General features: G+C 69.7%; 10 protein-coding genes and 1 tRNA gene. 1 reads left to right on the top strand and 10 read right to left on the bottom strand.

Translation table 11 applies throughout. The features are described from left to right. Positions 1 to 325: 325 nt before the first annotated feature. From AOJ26_RS13120 to AOJ26_RS13085, 8 genes are all read right to left on the bottom strand, one after another. A complete protein-coding gene (locus tag AOJ26_RS13120) occupies positions 326 to 706 on the bottom strand; it encodes a helix-turn-helix domain-containing protein (protein ID WP_007385114.1) in 381 nt (126 codons plus the stop codon). 109 nt (positions 707 to 815) lie between these two features. Beyond that, positions 816 to 1,361, bottom strand: a complete 546-nt coding sequence (locus AOJ26_RS13115) for a CinA family protein (protein ID WP_053848434.1) — start codon at positions 1,359 to 1,361, stop codon at positions 816 to 818. Next, on the bottom strand, positions 1,358 to 2,179 hold the full coding sequence (gene pgsA, locus AOJ26_RS13110) for a CDP-diacylglycerol--glycerol-3-phosphate 3-phosphatidyltransferase (protein ID WP_053848433.1): 822 nt from the start codon (positions 2,177 to 2,179) through the stop codon (positions 1,358 to 1,360). The genes AOJ26_RS13115 and pgsA overlap by 4 nt, the downstream gene beginning before the upstream one ends. Further along, positions 2,176 to 3,669, bottom strand: a complete 1,494-nt coding sequence (gene rimO, locus AOJ26_RS13105; protein ID WP_078959877.1) for a 30S ribosomal protein S12 methylthiotransferase RimO — start codon at positions 3,667 to 3,669, stop codon at positions 2,176 to 2,178. The genes pgsA and rimO overlap by 4 nt, the downstream gene beginning before the upstream one ends. Positions 3,670 to 3,761: 92 nt before the next feature. Continuing rightward, positions 3,762 to 4,598: a helix-turn-helix domain-containing protein gene (locus AOJ26_RS13100; RefSeq protein WP_053848431.1), complete on the bottom strand. Its 837-nt coding sequence runs from the start codon at positions 4,596 to 4,598 to the stop codon at positions 3,762 to 3,764. 245 nt (positions 4,599 to 4,843) lie between these two features. Next, positions 4,844 to 7,570: a DNA translocase FtsK gene (locus AOJ26_RS13095; RefSeq protein WP_234358544.1), complete on the bottom strand. Its 2,727-nt coding sequence runs from the start codon at positions 7,568 to 7,570 to the stop codon at positions 4,844 to 4,846. 165 nt (positions 7,571 to 7,735) lie between these two features. After that, on the bottom strand, positions 7,736 to 8,419 hold the full coding sequence (locus AOJ26_RS13090) for a response regulator (RefSeq protein ID WP_053848429.1): 684 nt from the start codon (positions 8,417 to 8,419) through the stop codon (positions 7,736 to 7,738). Positions 8,420 to 8,663: 244 nt separating this feature from the next. Then, on the bottom strand, positions 8,664 to 14,135 hold the full coding sequence (locus AOJ26_RS13085) for a HAMP domain-containing protein (protein WP_086724448.1): 5,472 nt from the start codon (positions 14,133 to 14,135) through the stop codon (positions 8,664 to 8,666). A 397-nt stretch (positions 14,136 to 14,532) separates the two neighbouring features. Between AOJ26_RS13085 and AOJ26_RS13080 the strand changes: the two genes are divergently transcribed. Then, positions 14,533 to 17,286 (top strand): SpoIIE family protein phosphatase, encoded by a 2,754-nt coding sequence (locus AOJ26_RS13080; protein WP_053848427.1) that lies wholly within the window; start codon positions 14,533 to 14,535, stop codon positions 17,284 to 17,286. 66 nt (positions 17,287 to 17,352) lie between these two features. Here AOJ26_RS13080 and AOJ26_RS13075 read toward each other — a convergent pair. Together AOJ26_RS13075 and AOJ26_RS13070 are read right to left on the bottom strand one after the other, a co-directional pair. Further along, a tRNA-Thr gene (locus AOJ26_RS13075) sits at positions 17,353 to 17,428 on the bottom strand. Positions 17,429 to 17,503: 75 nt separating this feature from the next. Further along, a complete protein-coding gene (locus AOJ26_RS13070; RefSeq protein WP_053848426.1) occupies positions 17,504 to 18,166 on the bottom strand; it encodes a DegT/DnrJ/EryC1/StrS family aminotransferase in 663 nt (220 codons plus the stop codon). Positions 18,167 to 18,324: the final 158 nt, after the last annotated feature.

Here is an 18,324-nt window from a genome sequence, read left to right as displayed (position 1 = left end):
CGCCCGCCGCGACCGCCCCTTCGAGCACCCCGGCGCCCGGCGCCAGCACCAGCCGTGCCACCGCCCACCACCACAGTGCTCCGAGCCCGAGAGCCACACCCCGGCCCACTGTCGGCCCCGCCATGCAGCCACCTCCAGCCCGGACGCCAGACAGCCGCCCGATCCGCGGGGAGGGCGCACCAAGGGCACACGGACGCACCGGCGCGGCCGTCGCTCCAAGATGCACGAAAACCCCGACCGGCGCCTCTCCAGACCAACTGGAGAAGCCCGTCCGGGGCCTCGCAGACTTCCTCTCGGCGAGCCATCGGCACACCGAGCGCGAGCGTCACGCCGCTACGACGTCCACCGCTTCGCTCGGCGCCTTGATGGTCACTCGTTCCGGTGGCACACCCTTCACCGACACGGAACCCAGCATCGGGCGCACGGGCGCCGGTACGGGCTCGCTCGGGGTGGCCGCAGCAGACTGGGCCAGCTCGGCGAGGGCGAGTTCGTCGCTCACTTCCCGCATGAGCTCGGACATCCGTACGTCCAGCGCGTCGCAGATCGCGGAGAGCAGTTCGGAGGAAGCCTCCTTCTGCCCCCGCTCCACCTCGGAAAGATAGCCGAGTGAGACTCGGGCGGAGGAGGAGACTTCGCGCAGAGTACGGCCCTGGCGTTGGCGCTGCCGACGCAGCACGTCACCCAGCAGGCGACGGAGCAGAATCATCGGTGGCTCCCTCCTCGGACCGCGTAGCCGCATCCTTCACGCCCCACCGTACCGCCTTGCGCCGCGGCCGTGCGGGGAGCGATGTCGTGTTCACTCAGGGCTGCAAACATCAAAACCCCCCGTTCCGTTCCGTATCCTGTGCCCGCTCATTTCCGGTCTGTTCGCTCGCGAGCTCCTCCAGGAGGAGTGCGAGTACGCTCCGTACACTCTCCATACGAATTTCCGCGCGGTCGCCGTTCAACCGCAGCGCGGTCACTTTCCCGCCACCCGCTGCCTCGGAAGCGCCTGCGGAGGGTCCGTCGACAGCCACGAAAACCGTGCCGACGGGCTTGCCGTCCTGGGGTTCGGGGCCCGCGACTCCGGTGGTCGCGATGCCCCAGTCGGCTCCGAGCGCCTTGCGCACTCCGGCCGCCATCTGGGCCGCGACCTGCGGATCCACCGCACCCCGCTGGTCCAGCAGGGTGGCGTCGACACCCAGCAGCTCACGCTTCAGCTCGGTGGCGTAGGCCGTCACCGAACCCCGGAACGCCCGGGACGCGCCGGGGGTCGCTGTGATTTCCGCCGCAACCAGTCCGCCGGTGAGCGACTCGGCGACCGCGAGCGTCTGACCCTTCACGGTGAGTAGTCGCACCACTTGGGCGGCTGAGGAATTCACGCTTCCGTCTCCTCCAACGCCGCCTTGCGCTCGGCGATTCCCTGCCGGCGCAGCACAATGGCCTGTCTCACATAGTCCAGCCCGGTCGCGACGGTCAGCACGACCGCCACAGCCATCACCCAGAACCTCGCGGTGGCCAGCCACCCCGTGAGCGCCAGGATGTACATCCCCACGGCGATCCCCTGGCTGAGGGTCTTGAGCTTGCCGCCCCGGCTCGCCGGGATCACGCCGTACCGGATGACGAGGAAACGCAGGAGGGTGATCCCGAGTTCCCTGCCGAGGATGACGATCGTCACCCACCAGGGCAGGTCGCCGAGCCCGGACAGACAGATCAGCGCGGCCCCCATGATCGCCTTGTCGGCGATGGGGTCGGCGATCTTCCCGAAGTCGGTGACGAGGTTGTAGGTGCGTGCCAGATGCCCGTCGAACAGGTCGGTGATCATGGCGATCGAGAAGGCCGCCCAGGCGAACGACCGCCACGCGGGGTCGTGCCCGCCGTCGGCCAGCATCAGGGCGACGAAGCCGGGCACGAGGACCAGCCGGAGCATGGTCAGCAGATTGGCGATGTTCCAGACGCTGGCCTGGTCGACGGCGGCGGCCGCGATCTTCGCCCGCGCGTGCTTCGCCCCGGAGTCGGCGTCGGCCTCCGAAGCCGCTCCGGCCACGACCCCGACGCCGGGGACGACGGCAGCCGTACCGGAGACCACGTCCGAGGGGACGCTCGGGGCTGCGCCGGACGCGGCACCCGGGACCCCGGCCGCCGGTCCGCCCTTCGCAGCGGAGGGGCCACCCGCGGCGGACGCCGGAACTCCGGTCATCTGCCCGCCTCCTCACTACACCCGAGCGAGCCGTCGAGCGGCTCGGCCACCAGGTCGACACCTTCCGTCCCGACCACCTTCGCCTCGACCATACGGCCGACACTCAGGCCTTCGCCGCTCGTGAGCAGCACCTGGCCGTCGGTCTCGGGCGCCTGGTGCGCGCCGCGGCCGTACACGCCCTCCTCGTCGACGGACTCGACCAGGACGTGCACGGTCTCGCCGACACGCTCCTCGGCGCGCTGCGAGACGAGCTCCTCGGCGAGCCGGGAGACCCGCGCGAGCCGCTCGGCGACGACCTCCTCGTCCAGCTTGTTCTCGTACGTCGCGGCTTCGGTGCCCTCCTCGTCGGAGTACCCGAAGACACCGATGGCGTCCAGTCGCGCGCCGTTCAGGAAGCGCTCCAGCTCGGCCAGGTCCGCCTCGGTCTCGCCGGGGAAACCCACGATGAAGTTGGAGCGCACGCCGGCCTCGGGAGCCTTGCCGCGGATGGTGTCGAGGAGCTCCAGGAAGCGGTCGGTGTCGCCGAAGCGGCGCATCGCGCGCAGCACGTCGGGGGCGGAGTGCTGGAAGGACAGGTCGAAGTAGGGCACGACCTTGGGGGTGGAGGTGAGCACGTCGATCAGGCCGGGCCGCATCTCGGCGGGCTGGAGGTAGCTGACGCGCACCCGCTCGAGGCCGTCCACCTCGGCGAGCTCGGGCAGCAGGGACTCCAGCAGCCGGATGTCGCCGAGGTCCTTGCCGTACGACGTGTTGTTCTCGGAGACCAGCATGATCTCCTTGACGCCCTGCTCGGCCAGCCAGCGCGTCTCGTTGAGGACGTCCGAGGGGCGGCGGGAGATGAAGGAGCCGCGGAAGGACGGGATGGCGCAGAAGGAGCAGCGCCGGTCGCAGCCGGAGGCGAGCTTCACCGAGGCGACCGGGGAGCCGTCCAGACGGCGCCGCAGGGGCGCGCGGGGGCCCGAGGCCGGGGCGAGGCCCTCCGGCAGGTCCGCGGGGGCGGGAACGGCCTCCTCGGCCGGACCGTGGCCCGGCAGCGCGACGGACGCCGCCGATTGCTGTCGCTCGGCCGGGCTGATCGGCAGCAGCTTGCGCCGGTCGCGCGGGGTGTGGGCGGCGTGGATGCCCCCGCTGAGGATGGTCTGGAGCCGGTCGGAGATGTCGGCGTAGTCGTCGAAGCCGAGCACCCCGTCCGCTTCCGGCAGCGCCTCGGCGAGGTCCTTGCCGTAGCGCTCGGCCATGCAGCCCACCGCCACGACGGCCTGGGTTCTGCCGTGCCCCTTGAGGTCGTTGGCCTCCAGGAGGGCGTCGACGGAGTCCTTCTTGGCGGCCTCGACGAAGCCACAGGTGTTGACGACGGCGACGTCCGCGTCCGCGGCGTCCTCCACGAGATCCCAGCCGTCCGCCTCCAAACGGCCTGCGAGCTCCTCCGAGTCCACCTCGTTGCGGGCGCAGCCAAGAGTGACAAGTGCGACGGTACGGCGTTCAGGCATGGGCTCAAGACTACTTCGTCCCGCTGACACCCCACGTCGAAGGGGTTGGCCGATCCCGGCCAACCCCTTCGAAACGGAAACCGAACAGCTGCCTAGCCGACCTGCGGGTCGCCCTTCGTGTAGGTCAGGCGCTCCACGGCTCCCGGCTGCCAGTCGTCGTCGATCTTCTTGCCGTTCACGTACAGCTGGATCGCGCCGGCGTCACCGAGGACGAGGTTGATCTTGTCGCTGTCCTGGAAGGTCTTGGTGTCGCCCTGCTTGAGCAGTCCGTCGAAGAGGGTCCGGCCGTTGTGGTCCTTGGCGAGGATCCAGCTCTTGCCGTCGTCGGCGCTGACCTGCACGGTCACCTTGTCCTGCGGTGCTGCCGCGATGGCGCTGTCGGACGGCGTGGGCTTCGGGTCCTTGGTGGTCCTGTCGGCCTTGGGCGTCGGGGACTTGCTGGTGGAGGGCGTGGTGCCGTCGGCGACCTGTGTGGTCCCGCCGTCGTCGCCGCCCTTGAAGGCGGTGAATCCGACGAAGCCGACCACCGCGACGATCGCGGCGACCATGGCCGCGGTCCAGTTGGGTCCGCGCCGCTCGGGACGGATGCGCTCCGCCTCGAACAGCGGGGCGGCCGGGGTGGGGGCCGGACGGCCGCCGCCGTGATCGGCGGCGTACTGGTCGAGAAGGGGTGCCGGATCCAGATGGACGGCCTTGGCCAGGGTCCGGATGTGGCCCCGGGCGTAGACGTCGCCACCGCAGGGGGCGAAGTCGTCCGCCTCGATGGCGTGCACGATGGCGATGCGGACCCTGGTGGCGTTGCTGACGTCGTCGACGGTCAGCCCGGCCGCGATCCGCGCCTGTTTCAGGGCGTGGCCGACGGAGAGGTGGGCTTCCTGCCGGTCGTCTTCGAACGGACGCTCGTCTTCAGGGGAGTTGCCGATGGACACGGGGGCGCCTTTCGAGCGTTTAAGCCACCTGTGCTGGAGGTTCAGTCTAGGGGGGGTGCGAAAGGGTGGGGCAACCGGGCGGTGGGACTTTGTACGCCATCGGAATGGCCGAACACGCCGATGGCGGGGCAGCGACTTTTTGCTTCCCTCAACTTGACGTGCGTCGAAGGGAAACGGTTGCTCGATGATCCCTTACGGGTGAGTCACGATCGAACATCGGTGGCCGCACCCGCTCGGGGCTCCCTCTAAGCCTCCCCGCGGATCACCGCGAGCACTCCGTCCAACTCGTCAGCCTTCACAAGAACGTCACGAGCCTTGGATCCCTCGCTGGGTCCGACGATGCCCCGGGACTCCATCAGGTCCATCAGCCGGCCCGCCTTCGCGAACCCGACCCGCAGCTTGCGCTGGAGCATGGAGGTCGACCCGAACTGCGTGGAGACGACCAGCTCGGCCGCCTGGCACAGCAGGTCGAGGTCGTCGCCGATCTCCTCGTCGATCTCCTTCTTCTGCTTGGTGCCCACGACGACGTCGTCCCGGAAGACCGGCGCCATCTGGTCCTTGCAGTGCTGGACGATCGCCGCGACCTCTTCCTCGGTCACGAAGGCGCCCTGCATACGGGTGGGCTTGTTGGCGCCCATCGGCAGGAACAGCCCGTCGCCCTTGCCGATCAGCTTCTCGGCACCCGGCTGGTCGAGGATGACCCGGGAGTCGGCGAGCGAGGAGGTGGCGAAGGCGAGCCGCGAGGGCACGTTCGCCTTGATCAGACCGGTGACGACGTCCACCGACGGCCGCTGGGTGGCGAGCACCAGGTGGATGCCGGCCGCGCGCGCGAGCTGTGTGATCCGCACGATCGCGTCCTCGACGTCCCGCGGGGCGACCATCATCAGGTCGGCGAGCTCGTCGACGATCACCAGCAGGTACGGGTACGGCTGGAGCTCGCGCTCGCTGCCCTCGGGCAGCTTGACCTTGCCGTTCCTTATGGCCTCGTTGAAGTCGTCGATGTGCCGGAACCCGTACGCCGCCAGGTCGTCGTAGCGGAGGTCCATCTCCCGTACGACCCACTGGAGCGCCTCGGCGGCCCGCTTCGGGTTGGTGATGATCGGCGTGATCAGGTGCGGGATGCCCTCGTAGGCCGTCAGCTCCACGCGCTTGGGGTCGACGAGGACCATGCGCACGTCCTCGGGGGTCGCGCGGACCATGATGGAAGTGATCAAGCAGTTAATGCACGACGACTTACCGGAACCGGTGGCTCCGGCGACGAGCACGTGCGGCATCTTCGCCAGGTTGGCCATCACGTAGCCGCCCTCGACGTCCTTGCCGAGCGCGACCAGCATGGGGTGCTCGTCCTCGGCGGCCGCCGCGAGCCGCAGCACGTCACCGAGGTTGACCATCTCGCGGTCGGTGTTGGGGATCTCGATGCCGACCGCGGACTTGCCGGGGATGGGGCTGATGATCCGCACGTCCGGGCTGGCGACGGCGTACGCGATGTTCTTGGCCAGCGCGGTGATCCGCTCGACCTTCACGGCGGGGCCGAGCTCGACCTCGTAGCGCGTGACCGTCGGTCCGCGCGTGAAGCCGGTGACGGCGGCGTCGACCTTGAACTCCGTGAAGACGGTCGTCAGCGAGGCGACCACCGCGTCGTTGGCCGCGCTGCGCGCCTTGCCGGGCCCGCCGCGCTCCAGGAGGTCGAGGGAGGGCAGCGCGTAGGTGATGTCGCCGGACAGCTGGAGCTGCTCCGCGCGTGCGGGCATCTCGCTCGGAGCCTCGGGGGCGGGCTTGGTGAGGTCGGCGACCTCGACCTTGAGCTTGTCCTGCTTGGGCCGCGCCTCCTGTTTGGGCCGCGCGGCCGGGACCGGAGTGGGTACGGGGGTCGTCTCCACCCGGTCGCCCACGCTGACGCCGTGGGTGAGGTCGGCGACCAGCGGCGAGGGCGGCAGGCCGTGCATGACGACGCCGTCCAGGTCCGCCGCGGCGGCCGCGGCGATGTCCACGGCGTCCATCTGCCGGTCCATCGCGGGCTGCGGGACCGCGGACCGCCGGGGGCGTCCACGACGCTGCGAGAGGGCCTCCTGCTCCGCCCCGTCGGGGTCGTACGCCTCGGGCGCGGGCGCCGGCCCCCGTTTGCGTCCCCGCGCGGGCAGCGCCTCACGCCACTGCTCGTCGTAACGCTCGTCGTCCTCCCCGAACTCGTCCACCGGGTCGGGCAGGATCCCGAGCCGCACACCGAGCTCCCGCAACCGTCGCGGAATGGCGTTGACCGGGGTAGCCGTGACGACGAGCAGCCCGAAGACGGTGAGCAGCACGAGCAGCGGTACGGCGAGGACCTCGCCCATGGTGTACGTCAGAGGGGTCGCCGCTCCCCAGCCGATGAGGCCGCCGGCGTCCCTTATGGCCTGCATGCCGTCGCTGCGGGCGGGCGCGCCGCACGCGATGTGGACCTGCCCGAGCACGCCGATGACCAGCGCGGACAGCCCGATCACGATCCGGCCGTTGGCCTCGGGCTTCTCGGGGTGCCGGATGAACCGTACGGCGATGACCGCGAGCAGTATCGGCACGAGCAGGTCGAGCCGGCCGAAGGCGCCGGTCACGATGATCTCGACGAGGTCGCCGACGGGGCCGCGCAGGTTCGACCAGGTACCGGCGGCCACGATCAGGCCGAGGCCGAGGAGCAGGAGGGCCACGCCGTCCTTCCGGTGCGCGGGGTCGAGGTTCTTCGCGCCCTGCCCTATCCCGCGGAACACCGCGCCGACGGCGTGGGCGACGCCGAGCCAGACGGCGCGGATGAGGCGGAGGAGGCCACCGGTCGGGCTGGGCGCCGGCCTCGGCGGCACGGCCTTCTTCGCCGGGGGCTTGCGGGCGGGCGCCTTCTTGGCCGGTGCTCTCTTGGCAGCGGCCTTCTTCGCCGGACCCTTCGCGGGAGCGGCAGCCTTCTTGGCGGGCTGCTTCTTGGCTGCGGAGGGACGTGAGGCCATGGGTGTGAGATTACCGGTGGAGACGACCGCGGACACGTGTGCCCACTGCTTCACCCGTTCGTGTCGCTTCTGAAGAGGTGTCGCGCTGACGCGGGCTCACCCACGAGGAAGGCGGGATCACTTGCGCCACACGCCGGTCGGTTCGGTGTCCGGCAGTGGTTCCGCTCAGTTCTGCGAGGGCAACGACGGCGAGCTCCCGGTGCCCGGCTCCAGCGCGTCCAGCGCCCGCCGCAACCCCGTGAGTTTGCGTTCGAGATGGGCCGCGGTGGCCACCGCGGCCGCGTCGGCGGACTCGTCGTCCAGTTGCTTGGAGAGCGCCTCGGCCTGCTCCTCGACCGCCGCGAGCCGCGCGGACAACTCGGCGAGCAGCCCCGCCGGCTCCTTCGTGTCCCCGAGCGCCGCCTTGCCGCCGCCGCCCTCCAACTGGAGCCGCAGCAGCGCCGCCTGCTCCCGGAGCTGGCAGTTCTTCATGTAGAGCTCGACGAACACCGAGACCTTGGCGCGCAGCACCCACGGGTCGAACGGCTTGGAGATGTAGTCCACCGCACCCGCCGCGTACCCCCGGAAGGTGTGGTGCGGACCGTGGTTGATGGCGGTGAGGAAGATGATCGGGATGTCCCGGGTCCGCTCCCGCCGTTTGATGTGCGCCGCGGTCTCGAAACCGTCCATGCCAGGCATCTGGACGTCCAGCAGAATCACCGCGAAGTCGTCCGTGAGCAGCGCCTTGAGCGCTTCCTCCCCGGACGATGCCCGCACCAGTGTCTGATCGAGCGCGGAGAGGATGGCCTCCAGCGCCAGCAGATTCTCCGGCCGGTCATCGACCAGGAGGATCTTGGCCTTCTGCACCATGGCCCGCCCTCCTCGCCCCGGATGTGCACCGGGTGCCGCCCCTGGGGACGACTCCCTTTCGCCGCCCGTCCTTGTGCCGGTCATCGTAGCCGCACCCTGTCTGTCGCCACACCCTGTCACCGTGATGTCACTGTGCACGTAGCAGAAACGTAGCGGGAGACCAGAAGGTTCCCCGAATCCCGTACTTCTACACGGCGTCGGGCACACTGAGTCAGCAACTCCGCGTGAACTTCGATGATTCCCCTCACTCCCCCCGCATCCACTGCTGCATGACCGACAGCAGGTGATCGGGATCGACCGGCTTGGTCACGTAGTCGGAGGCGCCCGACTCGATCGCCTTCTCCCGGTCGCCCTTCATGGCCTTGGCGGTCAGCGCGATGATCGGGAGCCCGGCGAACTGCGGCATCCTGCGGATCGCGTTCGTCGTCGCGTACCCGTCCATCTCGGGCATCATGATGTCCATCAGGACGACCGCCACGTCCTCGTGCTGTTCCAGCACCTCGATGCCCTCGCGGCCGTTCTCCGCGTAGAGCACCGACAGCCCGTGCTGTTCGAGGACGCTGGTGAGCGCGAAGACGTTGCGGATGTCGTCGTCGACGATCAGGACCTTCTCCCCGCCGAACCGGATGCCCCGGCGCGGCTGCGGCGCGGACTGGTGCTCCACCGCCGACCACTGGTCCGGCTGCCCGATCCGCTGCTCCAGGGCCGGTGCGGTCCTGCGCCGGCGCCGGAAGAGCGCCGCGGCACCGTTCTGCGTCTCCTGGTACGACTTCACCTCGGCCGGCGTCTCGACCTCGGGCCCGGACAGCCCGTTCTCCGACGTGGACGCCACCAGGTCGCCGGCCTCCAGGGCGGGCATGGACTGCTGGTAGCCCTGCGGCGGCAGTTCGCTGGGGTGCAGCGGCAAATACAGCGTGAACGTCGATCCGCGTCCCGGTTCGCTCTGCGCGTGGATCTCTCCGCCGAGCAGTTGCGCGATCTCCCGCGAGATCGACAGCCCGAGACCGGTGCCGCCGTACTTGCGGCTGGTCGTGCCGTCGGCCTGCTTGAACGCCTCGAAGATCACCCGCATCTTGCTGGCCGCGATGCCGATGCCGGTGTCGGTCACCGAGAACGCGATCAGGTCGGCGTCCGGGTCGCGCAGCGAACCGGCCTCCAGCAGCTGCTCCCTGATCGCCACCGGCACATCCCGGCCCGCGGGCCTGATGACCAGCTCGACGGCCCCGGAGTCGGTGAACTTCACCGCGTTGGACAGCAGGTTGCGCAGCACCTGGAGCAGCCTCTGCTCGTCGGTGTGCAGCGTGGCGGGCAGCTCAGGCGAGACCCGCACGGACAGGTCGAGGCCCTTCTCCGCGGTCAGCGGCCGGAAGGTGGCCTCCACGTAGTCCACGAGCTGCACGAGCGCGATGCGCGTCGGCGAGACGTCCATCTTGCCCGCCTCGACCTTCGACAGGTCGAGGATGTCGTTGATGAGCTGGAGCAGGTCGGAGCCCGCGCCATGGATGGTCTCGGCGAACTCGACCTGCTTGGGGGTGAGGTTGGAGTCGGCGTTGTCGGCGAGCAGCTTGGCGAGGATCAGCAGCGAGTTCAGCGGTGTCCGCAGCTCGTGGGACATGTTGGCCAGGAACTCGCTCTTGTAGCGCATGGACACGGCGAGCTGCTCGGCACGCTCCTCCAGGACCTGCCGCGCCTCCTCGATCTCGGTGTTCTTCACCTCGATGTCACGGTTCTGCTGGGCCAGCAGCTCGGCCTTCTCCTCCAGCTCGGCGTTGGACGCCTGGAGGGCCTTCTGCCGGTTCTCCAACTCGGCCGACCGCTCGCGCAGTTGCTCGGTCAGCTCCTGCGACTGCTTCAGCAGCACCTCGGTCTTGGTGTTGACGGAGATGGTGTTGACGCTGGTCGCGATCATCTCGGCGATCTGGTTGAGGAAGTCCTTCTGGATCTGCGTGAAGGGCGTGAAGGACGCGAGCTCGATGACACCGAGCACCTTGCCCTCGAACAGCACCGGAAGGACGATCACCTGCGCGGGCGGCGCCTCTCCGAGACCGGAGGAGATCTTCAGGTAGCCGCTGGGCGCGTTGTCCACCAGGATCGTGCGCTTCTCCTCAGCGGCCGTCCCGATGAGCGCCTCGCCCGGCCGGAACGACGTCGGCATGGAGCCCATCGAGTAGCCGTACGACCCGAGCATCCGCAGCTCGTACTGGTCCTCGGCCTCGGCGCTCATGTCCTTGCCGTCCAGGAGCGGCATCGCGACGAAGAACGCGCCGTGCTGCGCAGTCACCACCGGCGTCAGCTCGCTCATGATCAGCGAGGCCACGTCCTCCAGGTCCCGGCGGCCCTGCATGAGCGCCGAGATACGGGCCAGGTTGCCCTTGAGCCAGTCCTGCTCCTTGTTGGCGATCGTGGTGTCGCGCAGGTTGGCGATCATCTTGTTGATGTAGTCCTGGAGCTCCTGGATCTCCCCGGACGCGTCCACGTCGATCTTGAGGTTCAGGTCGCCCCGGGTCACCGCGGTCGCCACGCGGGCGATCGCGCGCACCTGCCGGGTGAGGTTTCCTGCCATCTCGTTCACGGACTCGGTCAGGTCGCGCCAGGTGCCGTCGACGTCACGCACGCGTGCCTGGCCGCCCAGCTGCCCCTCGGTACCCACCTCGCGGGCGACACGGGTGACCTCCTCGGCGAAGGACGAGAGCTGGTCGACCATCGTGTTGATGGTCGTCTTCAGCTCCAGGATCTCGCCGCGGGCGTCGATGTCGATCTTCTTGGTCAGGTCACCCTTGGCGATGGCGGTGGTCACCATGGCGATGTTCCGCACCTGACCGGTCAGGTTGGACGCCATCTGGTTCACGGACTCGGTGAGGTCCTTCCAGGTGCCGGCCACACCGGGCACCCGCGCCTGGCCGCCCAGGATGCCGTCCGTGCCCACCTCACGGGCCACCTTGGTGACCTGGTCGGCGAACGAACTCAGCGTCTTCACCATGGTGTTGAAGGTGTCGGCGAGCTGCGCGACCTCACCGCGCGCCTCGATCGTCACCGTCCGCGTGAGGTCACCGTTGGCGACCGCGTTCGCGACCTGGGAGATGTTGCGCACCTGCATGGTCAGGTTGTTGGCCATCAGGTTCACGTTGTCGCTGAGGTCCTTCCAGATGCCCGTGACACCCGGAACGTGCGCCTGGCCGCCCAGGATGCCCTCGGTGCCCACCTCACGGGCCACCCGGGTCACCTGCTCGGCGAAGGACGACAGCTGGTCGACCATCGTGTTGACGGTGGTGACGAGCTCGAGGATCTCGCCCTTCGCGTCGACGGTGATCTTCTTCGAGAGGTCGCCCTTGGCGACCGCCGTGGTGACCTCGGCGATGTTGCGCACCTGGATGGTCAGGTTGTTCGCCATGAAGTTCACGGACTGCGTGAGGTCCTTCCAGGTGCCGGAGACACCCTGCACCTCGGCCTGCCCGCCCAGGATGCCCTCGGTGCCCACCTCACGGGCCACCCGCGTCACCTGGTCGGCGAAGCTGGAGAGCTGGTCGACCATCGTGTTGAGCGTGTTCTTCAGCTCCAGGATCTCGCCCCGGGCGTCCACGTCGATCTTCTGCGACAGGTCGCCTCGGGCCACCGCGGTGGCCACCTGGGCGATGTTCCGCACCTGGGCCGTGAGGTTTCCCGCCATTCCGTTCACGGAGTCCGTCAGGTCACGCCACACACCGGCGACGCCGGGCACCTGCGCCTGTCCGCCGAGCCGGCCCTCGGTGCCCACATCGCGGGCCACCCGCGTCACCTGGTCGGCGAAGGCGGAGAGCTGGTCCACCATCGTGTTGATGGTGTTCTTCAGCTCCAGGATCTCCCCGCGCGCGTCCACGTCGATCTTCTGCGACAGGTCACCCCGGGCCACCGCGGTCGTCACCTGGGCGATCTGCCGCACCTGCGAGGTGAGGTTGCCACCCATGAAGTTGACGGAGTCGGTGAGCTCCTTCCAGGTCCCGGAGACGCCGGGCACCACGGCCTGACCGCCCAGCCGGCCCTCGGTGCCCACGTCCCGGGCCATCCGCGTCACCTGGTCGGCGAACGCCGAGAGCTGGTCCACCATCGTGTTCACGGTGTTCTTCAGCTGGAGCATCTCACCGGAGACGTCCACGGTGACCTTCTGCGACAGGTCGCCGTTGGCCACCGCCGTCGTCACCTGGGCGATGTTCCGCACCTGGCCGGTGAGGTTCCTGAACGCGGTGTTGACGGAGTCGGTGAGGTCCTTCCAGGTACCGGCGGCCCCGGGCACCTGCGCCTGACCGCCCAGCTCGCCCTCGACACCGATCTCGCGCGCCACGCGTGTGACCTCCGCACCGAACGCGGAGAGCTGGTCCACCATCCCGTTGACGGTGTTCTTCAGCTCCAGCATCTCGCCGGCCACGTCGACGGTGACCTTCTGCGACAGGTCACCGTTGGCCACGGCCGTGGTCACGGCGGCGATGTCCCGCACCTGGGTGGTGAGGTTCCGGAAGACCGTGTTCACCGAGTCGGTGAGGTCCTTCCACGTCCCCGCCGCACCCGGCACGTTCGCCTGTCCGCCGAGCTGGCCCTCGGCACCGACCTCGTTGGCCACGCGTGTGACCTCGTCCGCGAAGATCCGCAGCGTCTCGGTCATCTGGTTGATCGTGTCGGCGAGCTGGGCGACCTCGCCGCGTGCGGACACCGTCACCTTCTGCGACAGGTCACCGCTGGCGACCGCCGTCGTCACCTGGGCGATCCCGCGCACCTGGGCCGTCAGGTTGCCGGCCATGAGGTTCACCGAATCGGTGAGGTCCTTCCACACCCCGGCCACACCCGGCACCTGCGCCTGGCCGCCGAGCTCGCCCTCGACGCCCACCTCGCGTGCGACGCGGGTCACCTCGGAGGAGAAGGAGGAGAGCTGGTCGACCATCGTGTTGACGGTGTTCTTCAGCTCCAGCATCTCGCCGGCCACGTGCACGGTGACCTTGCGGGACAGGTCACCCTTGGCGACCGCCGTGGTCACCAGCGCGATGTCCCGCACCTGGGCCGTCAGCCGGTACGCCATGGTGTTGACGGACTCGGTCAGGTCCTTCCAGGAGCCCGACATGCCACGCACGCGTGCCTGCCCGCCGAGCTTGCCCTCGGTACCGACCTCGCTGGCCACCCGGGTGACCTCGTCGGTGAAGGTCGACAGCTGGTCGACAAGGTTGTTCACCGTCCGCCCGACCTTGAGGAACTCCCCGCGCAGCGGATGCCCGGTCCCGTCCGGCGACTGGGTCCTGAGCTCCATCCGGGGCGACAGGTCGCCCTCCGCGACCGCGGACAGCACCCGGCCGACCTCGGAGACGGGCCGTACGAGATCGTCCACGAGCGCGTTGGAGGCGTCGATGGCGGCCGCCCAGGAGCCCTCACAGGCGCCTGTTTCCAGCCGTTCTGTGAGCTTGCCCTCACGGCCCACCATGCGCCGCACCCGGGACAGCTCACCCGTCAGATGCAGATTGCGGTCGGCGACCTCGTTGAAGACGGCCGCGATCTCCGACATCACGCCGTCGCCGGACACGGTGAGCCGCTTGCGGAAGTTCCCGTCGCGCATCGAGACCAGCGCCGTCAGCAGCCGGTCCAGGGCAGCCGTGTCGACCGCGGTGGTCCCGCCCCGCGGTTTGCGCTGGCCGCTCGGGGACTGTCCACCCTTCGCGCGCGTCCTAGTGCCCCGCGTCGCTGCGCCAGACTCCACTGTGTCCCTCCCGCAGGGGTCGACCGTTACTGCTGTGCTCGGGTGCCACCGCACGGCACACCGGTTGCTGTCGCGTGCTTCTGCCTACTACAGCGATGTTTCAGCCAGGCGTGCGGAGCCGCACCACGGGCTGCTGCCCGCCGTACGCGCAAGCCACTCGGCCTGCCCGAACCTTCTTCAGAAGCCTGCCCAGTGTTTCACCCTGGTAGAACCCGGCCATAACAGTTCGGCAGCTTCGCACATCGTCCGCACACCCTCCGGACGGAAACACTGCAGACCGGCATCCGCATGGCCGTCGAAGGTAAGTAACCTTGCATGCGGCTGTCCAGCCGAGCCGGTCCCGTCCGGCCTGGGCGGTGGCACGAGCACGAGCGGGCATCGGAGGGCGGCCGCACACATGACCACCGGACTGATCCCCGGGGGACAGAACCCGGATCCCCGGCCGACGGGCGGTCTGCCGCAGCAGCGGCACGAGCCGGTCGGCCAGGCAGCCCTGCACGTCGACAACCGGTCGAGGAGTTCTGTGATCACCGCGCGCGCGGCCGCCAGCTTCGAGCCCCTCGGACGATCGGTCGCGACCGCCCGTTCCTTCGTCCGGGACACCCTCCAGGGCTGGGGCTTCGCCGACATCGTCGACGACGCGGTGGTCCTCACCAGCGAACTCGTCACGAACGCCGTGGTCCACGCCGGCACCTCCGCCGACGTGCTGTGCCTGCGCAGCGACGAGGGTGTACGGATCGAGGTGGCCGACCGCTACCCCGAGCGGGAGATCCCCCTCCAGGGCCAGGCCGTCAACATGGGCAACCTCGACCGCGAGGGCGGCCGCGGCCTCCAGCTCTGCGCGGCGCTCGCCGGCCGGTGGGGCGTCGAGTACACGCCCACCCACAAGCAGGTCTGGTTCCAACTCGACCTGCCCGAACGCCCGGTGGGCACCCGCACGGCCGGTCCCTCGCTGCCCGCCGACCTCCTCCCGCTGGCCGACGGCCGCGTCCGCGTCGCCGTCGTACAGATCGACCGCACGTGCGCCATCACCTCGTGGAACGAGGACGCGGAGGAACTCTTCGGCTACGCCGCCGAACAGGTCATCGGCAAGCCCCTGACCGACCTCGCGGCCTGGCCGCACACCCCGGGCACCGGCACCGGAATCGCCGAGGCCCTCCAGCTCTCGCGCTGGGAGGGCAGCTACGGCATCAGGGCCGCCAACGGCCGCGTCACCTCGGTCTACGCCTCCCACCTGCGCGTCCGCGACACCGGCGGCGAGCCCTCCACGGTGTGCCTCCTGGTGCGCGACCACGAGCGGGCCGTACTCCAGACACCGTTGCGCGGCCCGGCCACCGACACGGCCACCTCCGCCGACGGCCAGAGCGCCGATCCGTTCGAGGTGTTCATCGGCTCCCCCGCCCCGGACGACCTCGACGGCCTCCTCCAGCGCACGGTCGAACGCGCGCGCGACATGCTCGACGGCGACTCCGCCTTCCTGCTCCTCGCGACCGACGACGAGACGGAGCTGGAGGTCCGCGCCTCCACCGGCCTGCCCTCCGCCCGCCAGCGCTTCGCGCGCGTGCCCGTCGAGGCGGGCCCCGGCAGATACGGCTCCGCCCGCATGCCGGCCGTCCACGACGACCTGTCGGCCGTTCCGGGTGCCGTACCGCTCCTGAGCGGCACCGGCATGCGTTCGGTCGTCACGGTCCCGCTGAAGGTCGAGGGCCGCCTCACCGGCTCCCTCGGCGTGGCCGCGGAGGGCCCCGGCAGATACTCGAACGAAGAGGCCCTGCGCCTCCAATTCGCCGCCGACCGCATCGCGTTGGCCGTCGAGTCGGCCCGCCTGGGCGAGCTCGAACGCCTGCGACGCGGTTCCCTGAGCTTCCTCGTCGAGGCCTCCGACCTCCTCGCGGGCACCCTGGACCGCGACCAGACGCTGGCACTCATGGCCCAGATGACCGTCCCCACCCTGGCCACCTGGTGCGCCGTCTACACGATCGCCGACCAGGCCTCGGATCCCTATCTGTCGTACGTCCTGCACGAGGACGAGGAACTCATCGACGGCATCAAGTCGTTGCTGTCGAAGATCCAGCCCCCGGACCCGGTCCCCACTCCCGGCGCCCGCGTCTGGTCGGCTCCCGCCGAGGCCGCCCACCAGGCGGCCCTGCGCAGCTCCATGCGCAGCCTCGGCCTCAGCGGCGGCCCCACCCACCAGATCGCCTCCGGGATCGGCCCCACCCTCGCCACGGCCTCCGCGGTCGGCGGCGAGACCGTCGTCCTCCCCCTGGTCGCCCGCAACCGCGTCATCGGCATGCTGACCCTCGGCAAGCCCGCCGACGAGCACTTCCGCCAGGAAATCCTGGAACTGGCCGAAGACTTGTCCCGCCGAGCCGCCCTCGCCCTGGACAACGCCCGCCTCTACTCCGAGCGCACGGCCATCAGCCAGTCCCTCCAGCGCAGCCTCCTGCCGCCCGAGCTCCCCGAGATCGACGGCGTCGAGGTCGAGGTCATCTACCGCGCGGCCGGCGAGGGCAACGAGGTCGGCGGTGACTTCTACGACGTCTTCCCCATCAGCGACGGCGCGTACGGCTTCGCCATCGGCGACGTCTGCGGCACGGGCCCGAACGCGGCGGCGGTGACAGGCCTCGCACGGCACGCCCTGCGTCTCCTGGCCAGGGAGGGCCTGAGCGGCCCGGCCGTCCTGGAGCGCCTGAACTCCGCGATCCTCGACGAGGGCGCCCGCAGCCGCTTCCTGACCCTCCTCTACGGCGAGCTGTGGCCGCAGGAGGACGGCAGCGCCCGCCTGAAGGTCGTCTGCGCCGGCCACCCCCTCCCGCTCCGGCTGCGCCAGGACGGCACCGTGGAACCGGCCGCCGAACCCCAGCCCCTCCTCGGCGTCATGGACGACCTGGAGCTCTACGAGGAGACGGTCACCCTCGACCCGGGCGATGTCCTCCTCTGCGTCACGGACGGCGTCACCGAGCGCCGGGAAGGCACCCGCATGCTGGGCGACGACGGTCTCGCCGACGTCCTCACCACCTGCACGGGCCTGACGGCCGGCGCGGTCGCGGCCCGCATCATGCGCGCGGTCGAGCGTTTCGCCTCCGACGCCCCGTCCGACGACATGGCGATCCTGGCGATGCGCGTCCCGGGCCTGCACAACGACTGAGAGAGCGACAACGACTGAGAGAGCGCACGAAAAAGGCCCCGCCCGAATGGGCGGGGCCTTTTTTGCTGGAGCCCCCTAACGGAATCGAACCGTTGACCTTCTCCTTACCATGGAGACGCTCTGCCGACTGAGCTAAGGGGGCCTGTTGCCTTTTCGAGGTTTCCCCCGCGGCAACGGAATAGATCATACCCCGAACAGACCCGTGCTCCCAACTCGTTCAGAAAGCGGGCTGAAGCAGTCCCCCGAGCGCATTGCACGCGGCCACGACCCGCTGCATGTCCCGCTTCGTCAGCGAGGCATCCACCGGCAGGGCGAGCGTCTCGTCGGCGGCCGACTCGGTCTCCGGCAACGACACACAACGCCGGAACTCGGGCAGCCGGTGCACGGGCGTCTTCACCGGCACACGGCAGTCAACACCCTTGCTCCGCAAGGCCCGGGCGAACGCGTCCCGGTCCGGCCGCCCGTTGCCGGGCACCCGCACGACGTACTGCTGATACGTGTGCCCGTCCCCGCCATCGGGCGTGCGCACCCCGCGCAACTTCCCGTCGAGATAACAGGCCCGCTCCCGACGCTGCGCTGTCTCGTCGTACGGCGCCTCGGACTCGCCCTCCTGCAGCACCAGCAACCCGTGCCGCCGCCCGACCGCGAGCAGCGCAGCCATGTCGGCCGGCCGTCCGAAGCGGTGGACGACAACGACGGCCGCCGTGCGCGGAGTTACGGCCGCTTCGACAGCGGACGCGTCAAGGCAGTAACTGACCGGATGTATGTCCGCGAACACCGGAAGCGCACCGGCGAGTGTCACCGCCTCGGCGACCTCGACGTTCCCGAAGGCCGGTACGACGACCTCGTCACCGACTCCGACGCCGGCGGCCCTGAGCATTGCAGCAGTACCCATGCTGCGGATGGTGGTGGCGCAACGTGAACTTCAAGTGACGCACAACAAAAAAGGGTTGGACCCCGAACCGAAGTTCAGGATCCAACCCTTTCAAAAATTGTTCGGCGGTGTCCTACTCTCCCACAGGGTCCCCCCTGCAGTAC

It is taken from the genome of Streptomyces sp. NRRL B-24085 (assembly GCF_001282115.1).
Lineage (GTDB): Bacteria > Actinomycetota > Actinomycetes > Streptomycetales > Streptomycetaceae > Streptomyces.
Note: the sequence above shows the minus strand (reverse complement) of the source record. Positions and strands in the feature narration are given on the sequence as shown.